General features: G+C 44.8%; 11 protein-coding genes. 4 read left to right on the top strand and 7 right to left on the bottom strand.

Annotated features, from left to right (window positions below; translation table 11 throughout):
• The 7 genes from serC to NQ541_RS05025 all read right to left on the bottom strand — a co-directional run bounded on the left by serC (position 1) and on the right by NQ541_RS05025 (position 8,981).
• A complete protein-coding gene (serC, locus tag NQ541_RS05055) occupies positions 1-1,083 on the bottom strand; it encodes a 3-phosphoserine/phosphohydroxythreonine transaminase (RefSeq protein WP_005610174.1) in 1,083 nt (360 codons plus the stop codon).
• A gap of 65 nt (positions 1,084-1,148) precedes the next feature.
• Entirely contained in the window at positions 1,149-2,834 is a 1,686-nt protein-coding gene (ilvB, locus tag NQ541_RS05050) for a biosynthetic-type acetolactate synthase large subunit (RefSeq protein WP_005610175.1), read from the bottom strand.
• A 24-nt stretch (positions 2,835-2,858) separates the two neighbouring features.
• Positions 2,859-4,532: a dihydroxy-acid dehydratase gene (gene ilvD, locus NQ541_RS05045; RefSeq protein ID WP_005610177.1), complete on the bottom strand. Its 1,674-nt coding sequence runs from the start codon at positions 4,530-4,532 to the stop codon at positions 2,859-2,861.
• 38 nt (positions 4,533-4,570) lie between these two features.
• Complete coding sequence (gene leuB / locus NQ541_RS05040; protein WP_005610178.1) at positions 4,571-5,656, bottom strand: 3-isopropylmalate dehydrogenase; 1,086 nt, start codon at positions 5,654-5,656, stop codon at positions 4,571-4,573.
• Between the two features lie 210 nt (positions 5,657-5,866).
• Positions 5,867-6,142 carry a preprotein translocase subunit YajC gene (gene yajC / locus NQ541_RS05035; RefSeq protein WP_005610180.1) on the bottom strand — a complete coding sequence of 92 codons (276 nt, stop codon included), beginning with the start codon at positions 6,140-6,142 and terminating at the stop codon, positions 5,867-5,869.
• Between the two features lie 97 nt (positions 6,143-6,239).
• Positions 6,240-7,367, bottom strand: a complete 1,128-nt coding sequence (gene tgt, locus NQ541_RS05030; RefSeq protein WP_005610181.1) for a tRNA guanosine(34) transglycosylase Tgt — start codon at positions 7,365-7,367, stop codon at positions 6,240-6,242.
• Between the two features lie 21 nt (positions 7,368-7,388).
• Positions 7,389-8,981, bottom strand: coding sequence for a L,D-transpeptidase family protein (locus NQ541_RS05025; protein WP_005610182.1), 1,593 nt, complete (start codon positions 8,979-8,981; stop codon positions 7,389-7,391).
• A gap of 365 nt (positions 8,982-9,346) precedes the next feature.
• Here NQ541_RS05025 and aroC point away from each other — a divergent pair, with 365 nt between their 5' ends.
• The 4 genes from aroC to NQ541_RS05005 are packed head-to-tail and all read left to right on the top strand — an operon-like array spanning position 9,347 to position 14,207.
• Positions 9,347-10,450 (top strand): chorismate synthase, encoded by a 1,104-nt coding sequence (gene aroC / locus NQ541_RS05020; protein WP_005610184.1) that lies wholly within the window; start codon positions 9,347-9,349, stop codon positions 10,448-10,450.
• Between the two features lies 1 nt (position 10,451).
• Positions 10,452-11,525, top strand: a complete 1,074-nt coding sequence (locus NQ541_RS05015; protein WP_023922430.1) for an ABC transporter ATP-binding protein — start codon at positions 10,452-10,454, stop codon at positions 11,523-11,525.
• On the top strand, positions 11,515-12,330 hold the full coding sequence (locus NQ541_RS05010) for an ABC transporter permease (RefSeq protein WP_005610187.1): 816 nt from the start codon (positions 11,515-11,517) through the stop codon (positions 12,328-12,330). Before NQ541_RS05015 ends, NQ541_RS05010 begins: the two co-directional genes overlap by 11 nt.
• Positions 12,327-14,207: an extracellular solute-binding protein gene (locus NQ541_RS05005; protein WP_005610188.1), complete on the top strand. Its 1,881-nt coding sequence runs from the start codon at positions 12,327-12,329 to the stop codon at positions 14,205-14,207. Before NQ541_RS05010 ends, NQ541_RS05005 begins: the two co-directional genes overlap by 4 nt.
• Positions 14,208-14,737 lie beyond the last annotated feature (530 nt).

Genomic DNA, 14,737 nt, shown 5'->3' with positions numbered 1-14,737 from the left:
TTACAGATTCTCCTCTTCAAACTTCTTCATAAACTCAACCAGTGCAACCACACCTTCGTACGGCATTGCATTATAGATGCTTGCACGCATACCGCCTACTGTTCTGTGTCCTTTCAGGTTCTCAAATCCGGCTTCTTTCGCTTCTTTTACAAATTTCGCATCCAGATCCTTATCTCCTGTGACAAACGGTACATTCATCAGAGAACGGTCTTTCGGTACAACTGTCCCTTTGAACAGCTTACTCTGATCCAGATAATCATAAAGCACTTTTGCTTTCTTTTCATTACGCTCTTTCATTACTTCCAGACCGCCCATCTTCTTCAGCCATTTGAAAACTTTACCGCAGATATAAATGCCATATGCCGGTGGTGTATTATAAAGAGAACCTGCATCTGCATGTGTCTTATACTGAAGCATCGTCGGAGTTCCCGGAAGAACATCTTCTGTGATCAGATCTTCACGGATGATCACGATCACCACGCCTGCTGGTCCGATATTTTTCTGTACTCCACCATAGATCACACCATACTTTGTCACATCTACCGGCTCAGACAGAAAACAGGAGGATACATCTGCCACAAGTGTCTTTCCTTTTGTATTCGGAAGTTCTTTAAATTTTGTTCCGTAAATCGTATTGTTCTCACAGATATATACATAATCAGCATTTTCAGAGATCGGAAGATCAGAACAATCCGGAATATAAGAGAACGTCTTATCTTCAGATGAAGCAACTACATTCACCTTTCCATATTTTGCAGCTTCTTTTGCTGCTTTCTTTGCCCACTGACCTGTCACGATATAGTCAGCTTCTTTCTTCTTCATCAGGTTCATCGGAATCATTGCAAACTGCTGGGATGCTCCGCCCTGAAGGAATAACACCTTATAGTTATCTGGAATATTCATCAGATCTCTTAAATCCTGCTCTGCTGCTGTAATGATTTCTTCAAATGCCTTGGAACGGTGACTCATCTCCATAACAGACATTCCTGTTCCATTATAATCCAGCATTTCTGCTGCGGCTTCTTTGAGTACTTCCTCAGGCAGGACAGCCGGTCCAGCCGAAAAATTATACACTCTGCTCATTTTTTCTACCTCCTGTTATTCGTGTATATGCAAAAAGAGGACAAAGCCTCTTTCTGTCTCATAAATTAACGATTCTTTTCTTTCAGATCCTGCTCATCAAACGCTTCGCTGATCGCAGCCCCCGGTGCTACCATCGGCCATACTTTATCATCACAGTCGATCATACAGTCGATCAGAACCGGACGTCCCGATGCCAGTGCCTTTGCGAATGCTTCTCTGAACTCTTCCTGCGTTGTGGCACGCATTCCTTCTGCTCCCATCGCTTCTGCCAGTTTAACATAATCTACAGCATCTCTCAAGACTGTTGCGGAATATCTTTCATCGTAGAACAGATCCTGCCACTGGCGTACCATACCAAGTACATGGTTATTGATCACTACTTCAATGACCGGAACTTCATGACGTACCGCTGTCGCAAGCTCATTCATATTCATGCGGAAACAGCCGTCTCCCGCCACATTGATCACCGTCTTATCCGGGCATCCTGTCTTTGCACCGATGGCTGCTCCCAGTCCATATCCCATCGTTCCAAGTCCGCCGGATGTCAGAAGTGTTCTCGGCTTTGTATATTTGAAATACTGTGCCGCCCACATCTGATGCTGTCCGACCTCTGTTGTGATAATGGCATCTCCTTTGGTCTGACGGTAGATTTCTTCTACAACAAATGGTCCCGTCAGGACACCTTCATGATATTTCAGTGGATACTTTTCCTTATAATCCTGTATCTTTTTCATCCATTCTGCATGATCCTGCTGAGGCAGAACTTCATTTAATTTCCTGAGAACTGCCTTGATATCACCGACAACACCCTGGTCAATGATAATATTCTTATTCATCTCCGCAGGATCGATATCAATCTGAAGAATTTTTGCATTCTTTGCAAATGTCGCCGTATTTCCGGTGACACGATCACTGAATCTTGCACCTACTACCACTAACAGGTCGCACTCGCTGACTCCATAATTGGATGCCTTCGTTCCGTGCATTCCCAGCATTCCTGTATATCTTGGATCGGTTCCCGGAAATGCTCCTTTTCCCATCAGTGAATCCGTAACCGGTGCATCCGTCTTCTCAACAAACTCTTTCAGTTCTTTACTTGCTCCGGAGAGAATCGCTCCGCCACCCACAAAAATAAATGGCTTTTCAGATGCCTGGATCATTTCTGCTGCCGCAGCAACCTCTTTTTCATCTATATGCGTAAATTCACGATTATAAACTCCCGGATTTTCTTTTTCATATTCTGCCTTCTTCGCAGTTACATCCTTCGGAATATCGATCAGAACCGGACCCGGTCTTCCCATCTTCGCAATACGGAATGCCTTACGGATCGTATCTGCAAGCTGGTTTACATCTTTAACGATAAAGCTGTACTTCGTGATCGGCATTGTCACTCCGGCGATATCAATCTCCTGAAAGCTGTCCTTTCCAAGAAGCGGTACTCCTACATTACAGGTGATTGCGACAACCGGAATCGAATCCATATAAGCTGTGGCAATTCCCGTCACAAGGTTAGTTGCTCCCGGACCGCTGGTTGCCAGACATACGCCTACTTTTCCTGTTGCTCTCGCATATCCGTCTGCTGCATGGGCTGCTCCCTGTTCATGGGAGGTCAGGATATGTCTGATCTCATCACGATGCTTGTATAATTCATCATATACATTCAGGATTGCTCCGCCCGGGTATCCAAATACAGTATCCACGCCCTGTTCTTTCAGGCATTCTATTACTATCTCTGCTCCATTTAACTGCATGGTGCTTTCCTCCTGGTACTTTCTTTATTTTGCTTTCGGTACTTCCAAAATTGCACCACGGTTTCCTGAAGTAACCATAGAAGCATATCTTGCAAGATATCCCGTCTTTACTTTTGGCTCTCTCGGCTGCCATTTTGCTTTTCTTGCTGCCAGTTCTTCATCGGATACATCCAGTTCCAACTTCAGTTCCGGAATATTGATCTTGATGATATCCCCTTCTTCGACCAGTGCGATCGGGCCGCCCACGGCTGCCTCCGGTGATACATGGCCAATAGATGCTCCTCTGGAAGCTCCACTGAAACGTCCGTCTGTGATCAGGGCAACTGTTGAGCCCAGTCCATATCCTGCAATGGCTGAAGTTGGATTGAGCATTTCTCTCATTCCCGGTCCACCCTTTGGTCCCTCATAACGGATCACGATGACATCTCCCGGATTGATCCTTCCGGTCTTGATCGCCTCTGTGGCTTCTTCATCACTCTCAAAGATTCTTGCAGGTCCCTCATGAACCAGCATTTCATCGCAGACTGCAGAACGCTTTACAACGCTTCCGTCCGGTGCAAGATTTCCCTTGAGTACTGCAAGTCCGCCTGTCTGAGAATACGGATTGTCGATCGGTCTGATAACTTCAGGATTCTTGTTCACGCATCCTTCAATATTCTCACCCACTGTCTTTCCTGTTACAGTCAGGCAGTCTGTATGGAGCAGACCTTTCTTGTTCAGCTCATTCATAACTGCGTAAACTCCACCTGCCTCGTTCAGGTCTTCCATATAAGTGTGTCCTGCCGGAGCAAGGTGGCACAGATTTGGTGTCTTCTCACTGATTCCATTTGCAAAATCAATCTCAAAATCCATTCCGATCTCATGAGCGATTGCCGGAAGATGAAGCATACTGTTCGTAGAACATCCCAGTGCCATATCTACTGTCAGTGCATTCAGAATTGCATCTTCTGTCATGATATCTCTCGGACGGATATTCTTTCTCACCAGTTCCATCACCTGCATACCTGCATGCTTTGCAAGCTGAATCCTTGCGGAATATACTGCCGGAATCGTACCATTTCCTTTCAGTCCCATACCAAGTGCCTCAGTCAGGCAGTTCATGCTGTTGGCTGTATACATACCTGAACAGGAACCACAGGTAGGACATGCTTTATTTTCAAATTCACAGATATCTGCATCATCCATCTTTCCTGCAGCATAAGAACCTACTGCCTCGAACATACTGGAAAGACTCGTCTTACTTCCCTTTACATGTCCTGCAAGCATTGGTCCGCCACTGACAAAGATTGTCGGGATGTTCACACGGGCTGCTGCCATCAGAAGACCCGGCACGTTCTTGTCACAGTTCGGAATCATAACCAGTCCGTCAAACTGATGTGCCATTGCCAGGGCTTCTGTAGAATCTGCGATCAGATCTCTTGTTACAAGAGAATACTTCATACCAATATGTCCCATGGCGATTCCGTCACAAACTGCGATTGCCGGAACCATGATCGGTACTCCTCCTGCCATTGCCACTCCCATCTTGACTGCCTCTGTGATCTTATCCAGGTTCATATGCCCCGGAACGATCTCATTATAAGAACTTACGACTCCGATCAATGGCTTCTGAAGCTCCTCCTCCGTCAGTCCCAGTGCATTGAAAAGGGAACGGTGCGGTGCCTGCTGAATGCCTTTTTTTACTGTATCACTTCTCATTTTCTTATCCTCTCTTTATATATAGAAATCATCATTTATCATTTAATATAGGAGCAGATCCTGTCACCCATCTCTGCTGTACCGATCTGCTTCCTGCCATCTGACATGATATCGATCGTACGGTAACCATCTTTCAATACTGCTGCCACCGCTGCCTCAATCGCATCAGCCTCTTTGTCAAGATCAAAAGAAAATCTCAGCATCATTGCTGCGGACAGGATCGTTGCGATCGGATTGGCAATACCCTGGCCTGCAATATCCGGTGCAGAACCGCCACTTGGCTCATACAGACCGAACTTCGTATCATTCAGACTTGCACTCGCCAGCATTCCGATCGAACCCGTTACCATGCTCGCTTCATCCGACAGAATATCTCCGAACATATTTTCTGTGAGGATAACGTCAAACTGTGCCGGATCTTTTACAAGCTGCATTGCACAGTTATCAACCAGCATATGCTCTAACTCTACCTCCGGATAATCTGCTGCAACTTCCTCTACGATCTTACGCCATAATCTGGATGAGTCAAGGACATTCGCTTTATCTACGCTGGTCACCTTTTTTCTTCTCTTCATTGCAATATCAAATCCGCGTCTTGCGATTCTGCGGATCTCGTTCTCATTATAAGTCAGCTCATCCTTTGCTGTCACAACTCCGTCGATCTCTTCCGTACTTCTCTTTCCGAAATACAGACCTCCCGTCAGTTCTCTCATGATCATCAAATCAAATCCACGGTCTGCAATCTCCTCTTTCAGAGGGCATGCCCCTTTCAGTTCTTCATAAAGAACTGCCGGTCTTAGGTTTGCGAATAAGTTCAGACCCTTTCTCAACTGCAAAAGACCTGCCTCCGGACGCCTGGACGGCTCTAACTGATACCATGGGGATGTCTTTGCATCTCCACCGATGGATCCCATCAGTACTGCATCACTTGCCTTTGCTGCCGCAAGTGTCGCTTCAGTCAACGGTACTCCTGCTACATCAATGGATGCTCCTCCCATCAGAAGCTGCGTGTAGGAAATAGTATGTCCGTACACTTTTGCGACCTGATCAAGAACCTTCATCGCTTCCTCTACGATTTCCGGTCCGATTCCATCACCCTTGATTACTCCGATATTCATATCCATGTCTCACTCATCCTTCCAAATGTAAAAATACTAATTCTAATCATACCGCATTTTTGTATGTCTTTCAAGTCTTTCGCTCAAAAAACCGAGGACGCTCTAATATTTTTCATATTCTGTCTTTCGCTTATTGCATCGCAAAAAGGCATGTGAAAATGAATTTACATTTTCACATGCCTCTGTTCTTTTCTGACCCGACTTAATCCGGTCTGCTTATTCTGCTCCCGGCTTTTCGATCTGAGCGATCGCTGATTTCTGCATCGGGATTCTGCAGTTCTTATTATTACCAAATTCTACGATCACATCATCATCTGTAATATCAATGATAACTCCGTAAAATCCGCTGGTTGTCAGTGCTGTATCGCCAATCGCCATATCTGCGAGCATCGCCTGCACTCTCTTCTGTTCTTTCTTCTGTGGACGCATCAGTAAGAACCACATACCTGCGATCAATACAACATAAAATAGAATCAATCCGATTGATGACATTTTTGCTCCTCCTAACTACTTTTGATACACAATAAATCTACTATACACAAAAAAAATTATTTCTTCAAGCATTTTTACAAGATTCTATAATTTTTTCCTATTTTTGCTCCATTCCTTCCAGTTTCCGTTTCTTATATGCCTTATATTCCCCGGCATCAATCGCATCCCGGATTTCTTCCATCATTGTATTATAGAAATACAGATTATGGAGAACACATAATCTCATACCCAGCATCTCTTTTGCTTTCAGCAAGTGACGGATATAAGCACGGCTGTAGCTTCTGCATGCAGGGCAGCCACACCCCTCTTCGATCGGACGGTCATCCAGTTCATATTTTGCATTGAAAAGATTCATCTTTCCATGGTTCGTATAGACATGTCCATGTCTTCCATTTCTTGATGGATAAACACAGTCAAAGAAATCTACTCCACGGTCAACCGCTTCAAGAATATTCGCCGGTGTTCCAACTCCCATCAGATAAGTCGGCTTATTCGTCGGAAGATGCGGTACAACTTCATCCAAAATGCGGTACATTTCTTCATGGCTTTCTCCTACTGCCAGACCACCGACCGCATAACCATCCAGATCCAGTTCTGAAATCTGCTGTGCATGTTCAATACGGATATCTTCGTAAATACCTCCCTGGTTGATGCCAAACAACATCTGCTGTGGGTTGATCGTATCCGGCAGTGCATTCAGTCTTGCCATCTCATCTTTACAGCGTTTCAGCCAGCGAGTGGTACGTGCCACAGAATTTGCCATATACTTCTTATCAGCCACACTGGATGGACACTCATCAAATGCCATGGCAATCGTAGAAGCCAGATTGGACTGGATCTGCATACTCTGCTCCGGTCCCATAAAGATCTTTCTTCCATCAATATGGGAATTAAAATGAACGCCTTCCTCTTTGATTTTTCTTAATGATGCAAGTGAAAAGACCTGAAATCCGCCCGAGTCCGTAAGGATCGGCTTATCCCAGTTCATAAACTTATGAAGTCCTCCCAATTTTTTTACTACCTCATCCCCCGGTCTCACATGAAGATGATAAGTGTTGGAAAGCTCTACCTGCGTCTTGATCTGTCGCAGATCATCCGTTGATACTCCGCCTTTGATTGCAGCGGCAGTACCAACATTCATAAATACCGGAGTCTCGATCGTGCCATGCACGGTCGTCAGACGTCCACGTTTTGCCATCCCGTCTCTTTTTATTAGTTCGTACATAATTAAACCTCATTTATTCTATTACTCATGGATGATGACCGGTGTTCCGACACTCAGTTGATCATACAGACTTGCTGCCATATTCAGAGGCATATTGATGCATCCATGTGATCCCTTATTCGTCTGATAGATCGTACCGCCGAAAGCCGACTGCCAGGTTGCATCATGAAAGCCTACTCCGGTCCATGTCACACGCATCCAGTAATCAACCGGGGTCTGATAGATCGGTTTACCTGTAGCCGGGTTGATCGTACCCGTCAGAGTTTTATTTCTCTTAAGTTCCAGAATTGAATATACACCTGTCGGTGTCACACGGTCCGGTGTTGGTTTTCCTGTTACCACATCTGTCTCAAGAACAACTGCTCCATTTACAATATACCACATATGCTGGGTTGTAACATCTACTTCTGCATAAGTACTTCCCCAGTCCTGTGCATCATGGGTAGCTGCCGTCTGGACATAAGTTGGTTCTTTCTCGATCACTTCTCCCTTTTTTATGCTCTCGATCAATGCTGTGGCTTCTGTTGCCTCATCCACCGACCATCCGTAAGTTCCACCGGAAACATTCACCGTCTTGCCGGTAGGTGTCGTGATCGTTCTTGTCGAACCGACTGTATCATAAGTCTTGCCAAATTCCCGCATCCACTCTTTTACCTTATCCTCATCAAAGGTAACATTCATATTTTCATCATAAGACAGCCACTCTGAGATCAGAGTCTTGTCGACTACGACATTTTCTTTCATCTTATAAGTGATACTGGCTTTCAGATACTCATTCATCGTATCACAGGCCGCCTGGACTTCCGGTGAATCTGAAGTATACTTTGGCAGTGTATAACAACCTTCATCCAGCATATTCAGTTCGTCTTTGAACTCTGTTATGTATTCCTCAACTTTCTTTTCCAGCACTTCTGTATCTACCTGCGTACCATACACTTCCGGTTCTACAACAAAAGAAGTACCATCAAACTGCGGATGGGCAGACTGTGGCTCGGTCTGATCCTGCGTCACCGCCTGGATGGACTGGATTTCACTTTCCAAAGCGTTCTCGTCAAAACCTACCTCCACAGTAACATCCGTTGAACTCTTGGAGAAAAATGCTTTCGGCCAGAGCAGCGGATTCTGTCCGTCCAGTGCTTTCTGGATGGATCCATTCTCTTTATATTCCAAAGAAATATCCGTTCCGCGAATCACATCCGTCTGCTGGTTCTGCTCTATGATCTTAAGTTCATAACCGTCCACCTGCTCTTTGATGTATTTTTTCACAGCTTCAGCATTCTTTCCCGAAAAATCTTTTCCGTTGATTTGCGTATTCACATAAAAATGCCCTATGAAATAAGCTGAAATGCCAAGATAAATCAGCACGATACCGGCAATCACGCCACCGATGATCATCCATCCCTTCTTTCCAAGCTTCTTTCTTTCTTTTTTCTTCCTTCTTTTACGTCTTTTCCGCTTTCTGTCGCCATTCTTTTCCTTATGCTTCTTTTTCTTTTCTTCTTTCTCTTCTGACACAGATGGCTCTCCCTCTGCCTCTGTATCTGCTACTACTATATTTTCATCCGTACTTTCAAGAGTAACCGCCTCGGAAATATCTTTTTTCTTTTTACTCATCTGCCATTATTTCCTCCCTTTTCTCTTTTTCCACTAAGCTATTATATTACGAAAATATTCAAAAGTACAGACCTTCTTTTTTTCTTCATTGAATCTTAAATAGATGTCGGGGCAAAAACCCCCGACTTTGATGCCTACGGATTGCTCCGTGCTACGCACTCCCACAACCCTGGCATCTTAAATATTCTTGCACCCGGACCTTTCTTCCTATATAATATCACTATGCCCTCAGTGCAGTTCTGCGTGTTATGGACTGTATTGGGGGTATGATTCGGAATTGAGTTTTATTGCACGTTCTTCCCACCCCCTGTCTGCACAATGCTTTGCAGGGGTTTCGGGGAGGACGCAGGAAGGAGTTACTTAATATGAGCGGTTCATCATTTGGAACATTATTTCAGGTCACTACATGGGGAGAATCCCACGGACCGGGTGTCGGAGTCGTCATCGACGGCTGTCCTGCAGGCATCTCTCTTACGGAGAAAGATATTCAGACATTTCTTGACCGGAGAAAACCGGGACAGAGCAAATATACAACAAAGAGAAACGAATCCGATACCGTCGAGATCCTTTCAGGTGTATTTGAGGGACGTACTACCGGTACACCGATTTCTCTGATGGTCCGTAACCAGGATCAGCGTTCAAGGGACTACGGTGATATTGCCGTTTCCTACCGTCCGGGTCACGCGGATTTCTGTTTCCGTGAGAAATACGGTTTCAGGGATTACCGTGGGGGTGGACGTTCTTCCGGCCGTGAAACCATCGGACGGGTTGCTGCGGGTGCAGTTGCTTCCCTTCTCCTGAAAGAACTTGGAATTTCCGTCTGTGCCTATACCAAATCCATCGGTCCTTATACTATCGATGAAAAAGATTATGATTTTAATACCATCAACCAGAATCCTCTTTATATGCCAGACCAGACCATTGCCGAAAAGGCCGGTCAGTATCTCTCTGATCTTATGGCAGACTGTGATTCTTCCGGTGGTATGATTGAATGTATCGCCTCAGGACTTCCGGTCGGGCTGGGCGAACCGGTCTTCAATAAACTGGATGCCCTTCTTTCTCACGCAATAATGTCCATTGGTGCTGTAAAAGGTGTAGAAATCGGTGATGGTTTTGCTGTTTCCCACTCTGTCGGAAGCACCAACAACGATCCTTTCTGCATCAGAGATGGAAAGACGGTGAAAAAAACCAACCATTCTGGTGGTACTTTAGGCGGCATGAGTGATGGTTCTGATCTTATATTGCGTGCAGCCGTTAAACCGACTCCTTCCATTGCCGCCACGCAGCATACCGTGAATGAGGCCGGAGAAGAGATTGACATTTCCATCCACGGAAGACATGATCCTGTCATCGTCCCTCGTGCGGTTGTGGTTGTTGAAGCCATGACTGCCCTGACGCTGGCAGACCTGCTGCTTTGCAACACTGTTTCAACCATTGATAAAATTAAAAAAGTATACGAGGAAGACTGAGATGCCCAACAAACTAATCGATATCATTAATATCACAAAATCTTATGACGAGAACGTGATTCTCGATCAGTTAAATCTTTACATCCGGGAAAATGAATTTTTGACACTTCTTGGTCCCAGCGGATGCGGAAAGACTACCCTGCTCCGGATTCTCGGAGGATTTGAGACTCCCGATTCCGGTGATATCATTTTTGATGGAAAAAATATCAACAATCTGCCGCCAAACCGCAGACAGTTAAATACTGTATTTCAGAAATATGCACTTTTTTCCCATATGTCCATCGCTGAGAATATCGCATTCGGACTTAAGATCAAGGGGAAATCTAAAGGCTATATCCGGGATAAGATCCACTATGCCTTAAAACTGGTAAACCTGGAGGGTTACGGTGACCGTACCCCGGACTCCCTCAGTGGCGGACAGCAGCAGCGGATTGCCATTGCACGTGCTATCGTAAATGAGCCAAAAGTTCTTCTTCTGGATGAACCGCTCGGTGCCCTCGATCTGAAGCTGCGTCAGGATATGCAGTATGAGCTGATCCGCTTAAAAAATGAACTTGGGATCACATTTGTCTATGTTACCCATGACCAGGAAGAAGCCCTCACCATGTCCGATACCATTGTTGTCATGAACCAGGGATATATCCAGCAGATCGGCACACCGGAAGACATTTACAATGAACCACAGAATGCTTTTGTAGCTGATTTCATCGGTGACAGTAATATTCTGCCCGCTACCATGGTAGAGGATAAAGTTGTAAAAATGCTTGGGGCAGTCTGGAAATGTGTAGATGTGGGATTTGGCCGCAACAAACCGGTTGACGCGGTCATCCGCCCGGAAGATATCGACCTTGTGAAACCCGGAGAAGGGGTGATCGACGGTGTTGTTACGAACCTGATCTTTAAAGGGGTTCATTATGAGATGGAAGTGCTTGCCAATAACTACGAGCTGCTTGTCCACAGCACAGATCTCTTCCCTGTCGGTACAGAAGTCGGTATCCAGGTCGATCCTTTTGATATCCAGATCATGAAAAAACCGGAATCTGAAGATGAGGAGGCTCCTGCACTTGAAGCATAGAAAATTACTTGCCGGCCCATACCTTTTCTGGGCAGTTTCTTTCGTAATCATCCCGCTGCTCATGATCGTATATTACGGTCTGACAGATAAAGAGGGTCATTTTACATTTTCCAATCTGGGAATGATGACATCGCAGGAAAATTTGAAAGCACTTGGGCTTGCGTTGCTTCTTTCCCTGATCAGCACACTGATCTGTCTGGTTCTTGCCTATCCGCTGGCAATGATCCTTTCAGAAAAGAATATGAATCAGACGAGTTTTATCGTATTGATCTTTATTCTCCCGATGTGGATGAATTTCCTGCTCCGTACACTGGCATGGCAGACACTGCTTGAAAAGAACGGTGTCATCAATAACATACTGCATTTTCTTCATCTGCCGGAGCAGTCGCTGATCAATACTCCCGGAGCGATCGTACTTGGAATGGTTTACAACTTTCTTCCATTTATGATCCTGCCAATTTACAATGTACTTGCAAAAATTGACCGCGATGTACTTTATGCTGCAAGAGATCTTGGTGCAAATAATATGCAGACTTTTTTCAAAATCATTCTGCCTCTGAGTGTCCCGGGTGTCATCAGCGGGATCACGATGGTTTTTGTACCATCTCTGACAACCTTTGTCATCTCGGATCTCCTTGGCGGAAGTAAGATCCTTCTGATCGGAAATGTCATCGAACAGGAATTTAAGCAGGGAAGTAACTGGCATACAGGCTCAGGACTTTCACTGGTCCTGATGATCTTCATTATTGCAAGTATGGCACTGATTGCAAAATACGATAAAAATGGGGAGGGAACAGCATTTTGATAAAGAACGCAGCAAAAAGAATCTACCTGGTACTGATCTGTCTGATCCTGTATGCTCCGATCGTAACGTTGATGGTACTTTCTTTTAATAATACAAAAACCCGTTCCCGCTGGGGTGGCTTTACAGGCAAATGGTATGTCTCTCTTTTCCAGAATAAAGAGATCATGAATGCACTTTATACCACGCTGATCATTGCGTTGCTCTCAGCCCTGATCGCAACTCTGATCGGAACTCTGGCAGCACTTGGAATGCAGGTTATGCGTTCCCGGACAAGAACACTTTTTATGGGGATCACAAATATTCCCATGCTGAATGCAGATATCGTCACCGGTGTTTCCCTGATGCTGCTTTTTATTGCCTTCCGGCTTACCCTTGGCTTTAAGACGATCCTGCTGGCTCACATTACATTCAATATCCCTTATGTGATTCTGAGTGTCATGCCGAAATTAAAGCAGACAAACAAACGCACTTATGAAGCAGCACTGGACCTCGGTGCTTCTCCGCTCTATGCTTTTGTCAAGGTTGTCCTGCCTGACATCATGCCGGGAATTTTTTCAGGATTTCTTTTGGCATTCACAATGTCACTGGATGATTTTGTTATCACCCACTTTACCAAGGGGCCTGGAGTCGATACTCTTTCCACAAAAATCTACAGTGAAGTCCGAAAAGGGATCAAACCGGAAATGTATGCACTTTCAACTTTGATGTTTGTTACGGTTCTGATCTTACTGATCCTGATCAATCTCTCACCGGCAGATAAACGCAAAAAAAATGTACCTGTACGGTTTGGACGTGCAAGAAAAATCGGACGTTTCTTCTTCCAGAAGCTGATTCCGGTAGCAATGGCAGTTCTGATCGTGATTGGTGGGTTTATCTACGGACAAAAAGACGGAACCTCAAAGAATGGACAGGTGATCGTATACAACTGGGGAGAATATATTGATCCTGAGATCATAGATCTTTTTGAAGAAGAAACCGGAATTGATGTTATATATGAAGAATTTGAAACCAATGAAATCATGTACCCGAAAATTCAGTCCGGTGCGATCGCCTATGATGTTGTCTGCCCGTCAGATTACATGATTCAGCGAATGATTGAAAATGATCTGCTTGCAGAGATCAACTATGATCACATTCCAAACCTGAAGTATATCGGTGACAATTACATGAAAATGTCCCGCCAGTTCGATCCGGAAAACAAATACTCTGTTCCATATCTCTGGGGAACGGTCGGTATCCTTTATAATAAAAAAATGGTTGATGAACCTGTTGACAGTTGGGGAATCCTCTGGGATAAAAAATACGAAGACAGTATCCTCATGCAGGACAGCGTCCGCGATGCCTTTGCCGTTGCATTAAAATATCTCGGATATTCACTGAATTCCACCGACCTTGACGAACTGGAAGCGGCGAAAAATCTGCTGATCGAGCAGAAACCTCTGGTTCAGGCCTATGTCATTGACCAAGTTCGCGATAAAATGATTGGCGGCGAGGCAGCTCTTGGTGTAATCTATTCAGGTGAAGCCCTCTATTGCCAGCAGGAAAACTCTGATCTGGATTATGTAATTCCAAAAGAGGGAACAAATATCTGGATTGACTCCTGGGTAATTCCTAAAAATGCAAAGAATGTAGAAAATGCAGAGGCTTTCATTAATTTCCTTTGCAGACCTGATATTGCCAAAATGAACTTTGATTATATTACCTATTCCATTCCAAATACAGCCGGCCGCGATCTCATTGAGGACGAGTCCCTGCGTAACAGTCCGATCGCATTCCCTGATGACTCAAAGCTTGAGAACTGCGAGACATTCCGGTTCTTAGGGGATGATAATGATGCGTTGTATAACAGACTCTGGAGAGAGATTAAGTCGAAGTAAGTGTAAATTTGTAGTTGTTGGGGTGAAAATATTTCGGCAGTCAGAAAGATTTTAATAGAAGAGCATCCATATCCGCCCTTGCTGTTGCATCGCAGTGCAGGACCCGCTTTACCTCAGCCCGTTGACAACTTGTAACAGGAACGTGGAAACACTCGTGCAGAGGCACTCCTGTTTACATTCCTTAACAAGTTGGGCAAAGTGTCTTCGGAACGCTCCTTGTCAATGCACTGCTCACGCAACAGCAAGGGCGGATATTAGGCTTTTCAAATCAGAAAATTTTCCCTCATGCCAGAACAGTTTCTCCCAACAAACACGAAATTCCAATAAGAAATAAAGAGCCGGATGGCTATCAACTAAGATGAATGATTAGTCAAATATCTTAGTCAATAGCCCTCCGGCTTTTTCTATTCTTTTTAAATTTGCATTGTTGGGTGGATACGCTGTGGAGCTAAAAAACTTCTTATCGAGATGGTCAGCGGAAAGCAGGGTGTTCCTGAGCAGGTGCATTAGCAGGAGCGTTCCGAAGACAC

Source organism: [Ruminococcus] lactaris ATCC 29176 (genome assembly GCF_025152405.1).
Classification (GTDB): domain Bacteria; phylum Bacillota; class Clostridia; order Lachnospirales; family Lachnospiraceae; genus Mediterraneibacter; species Mediterraneibacter lactaris.
Note: the sequence above shows the minus strand (reverse complement) of the source record. Positions and strands in the feature narration are given on the sequence as shown.

Coding starts and splice junctions, on each gene's coding strand:
- serC (WP_005610174.1), bottom strand. CDS start 1,083: ATGAGCAGAGTGTATAATTTTTCGGCTGGACCGGCTGTCCTGCCTGAG.
- ilvB (WP_005610175.1), bottom strand. CDS start 2,834: ATGCAGTTAAATGGAGCAGAGATAGTAATAGAATGCCTGAAAGAACAG.
- ilvD (WP_005610177.1), bottom strand. CDS start 4,532: ATGAGAAGTGATACAGTAAAAAAAGGCATTCAGCAGGCACCGCACCGT.
- leuB (WP_005610178.1), bottom strand. CDS start 5,656: ATGGATATGAATATCGGAGTAATCAAGGGTGATGGAATCGGACCGGAA.
- yajC (WP_005610180.1), bottom strand. CDS start 6,142: ATGTCATCAATCGGATTGATTCTATTTTATGTTGTATTGATCGCAGGT.
- tgt (WP_005610181.1), bottom strand. CDS start 7,367: ATGTACGAACTAATAAAAAGAGACGGGATGGCAAAACGTGGACGTCTG.
- NQ541_RS05025 (WP_005610182.1), bottom strand. CDS start 8,981: ATGAGTAAAAAGAAAAAAGATATTTCCGAGGCGGTTACTCTTGAAAGT.
- aroC (WP_005610184.1), top strand. CDS start 9,347: ATGAGCGGTTCATCATTTGGAACATTATTTCAGGTCACTACATGGGGA.
- NQ541_RS05015 (WP_023922430.1), top strand. CDS start 10,452: ATGCCCAACAAACTAATCGATATCATTAATATCACAAAATCTTATGAC.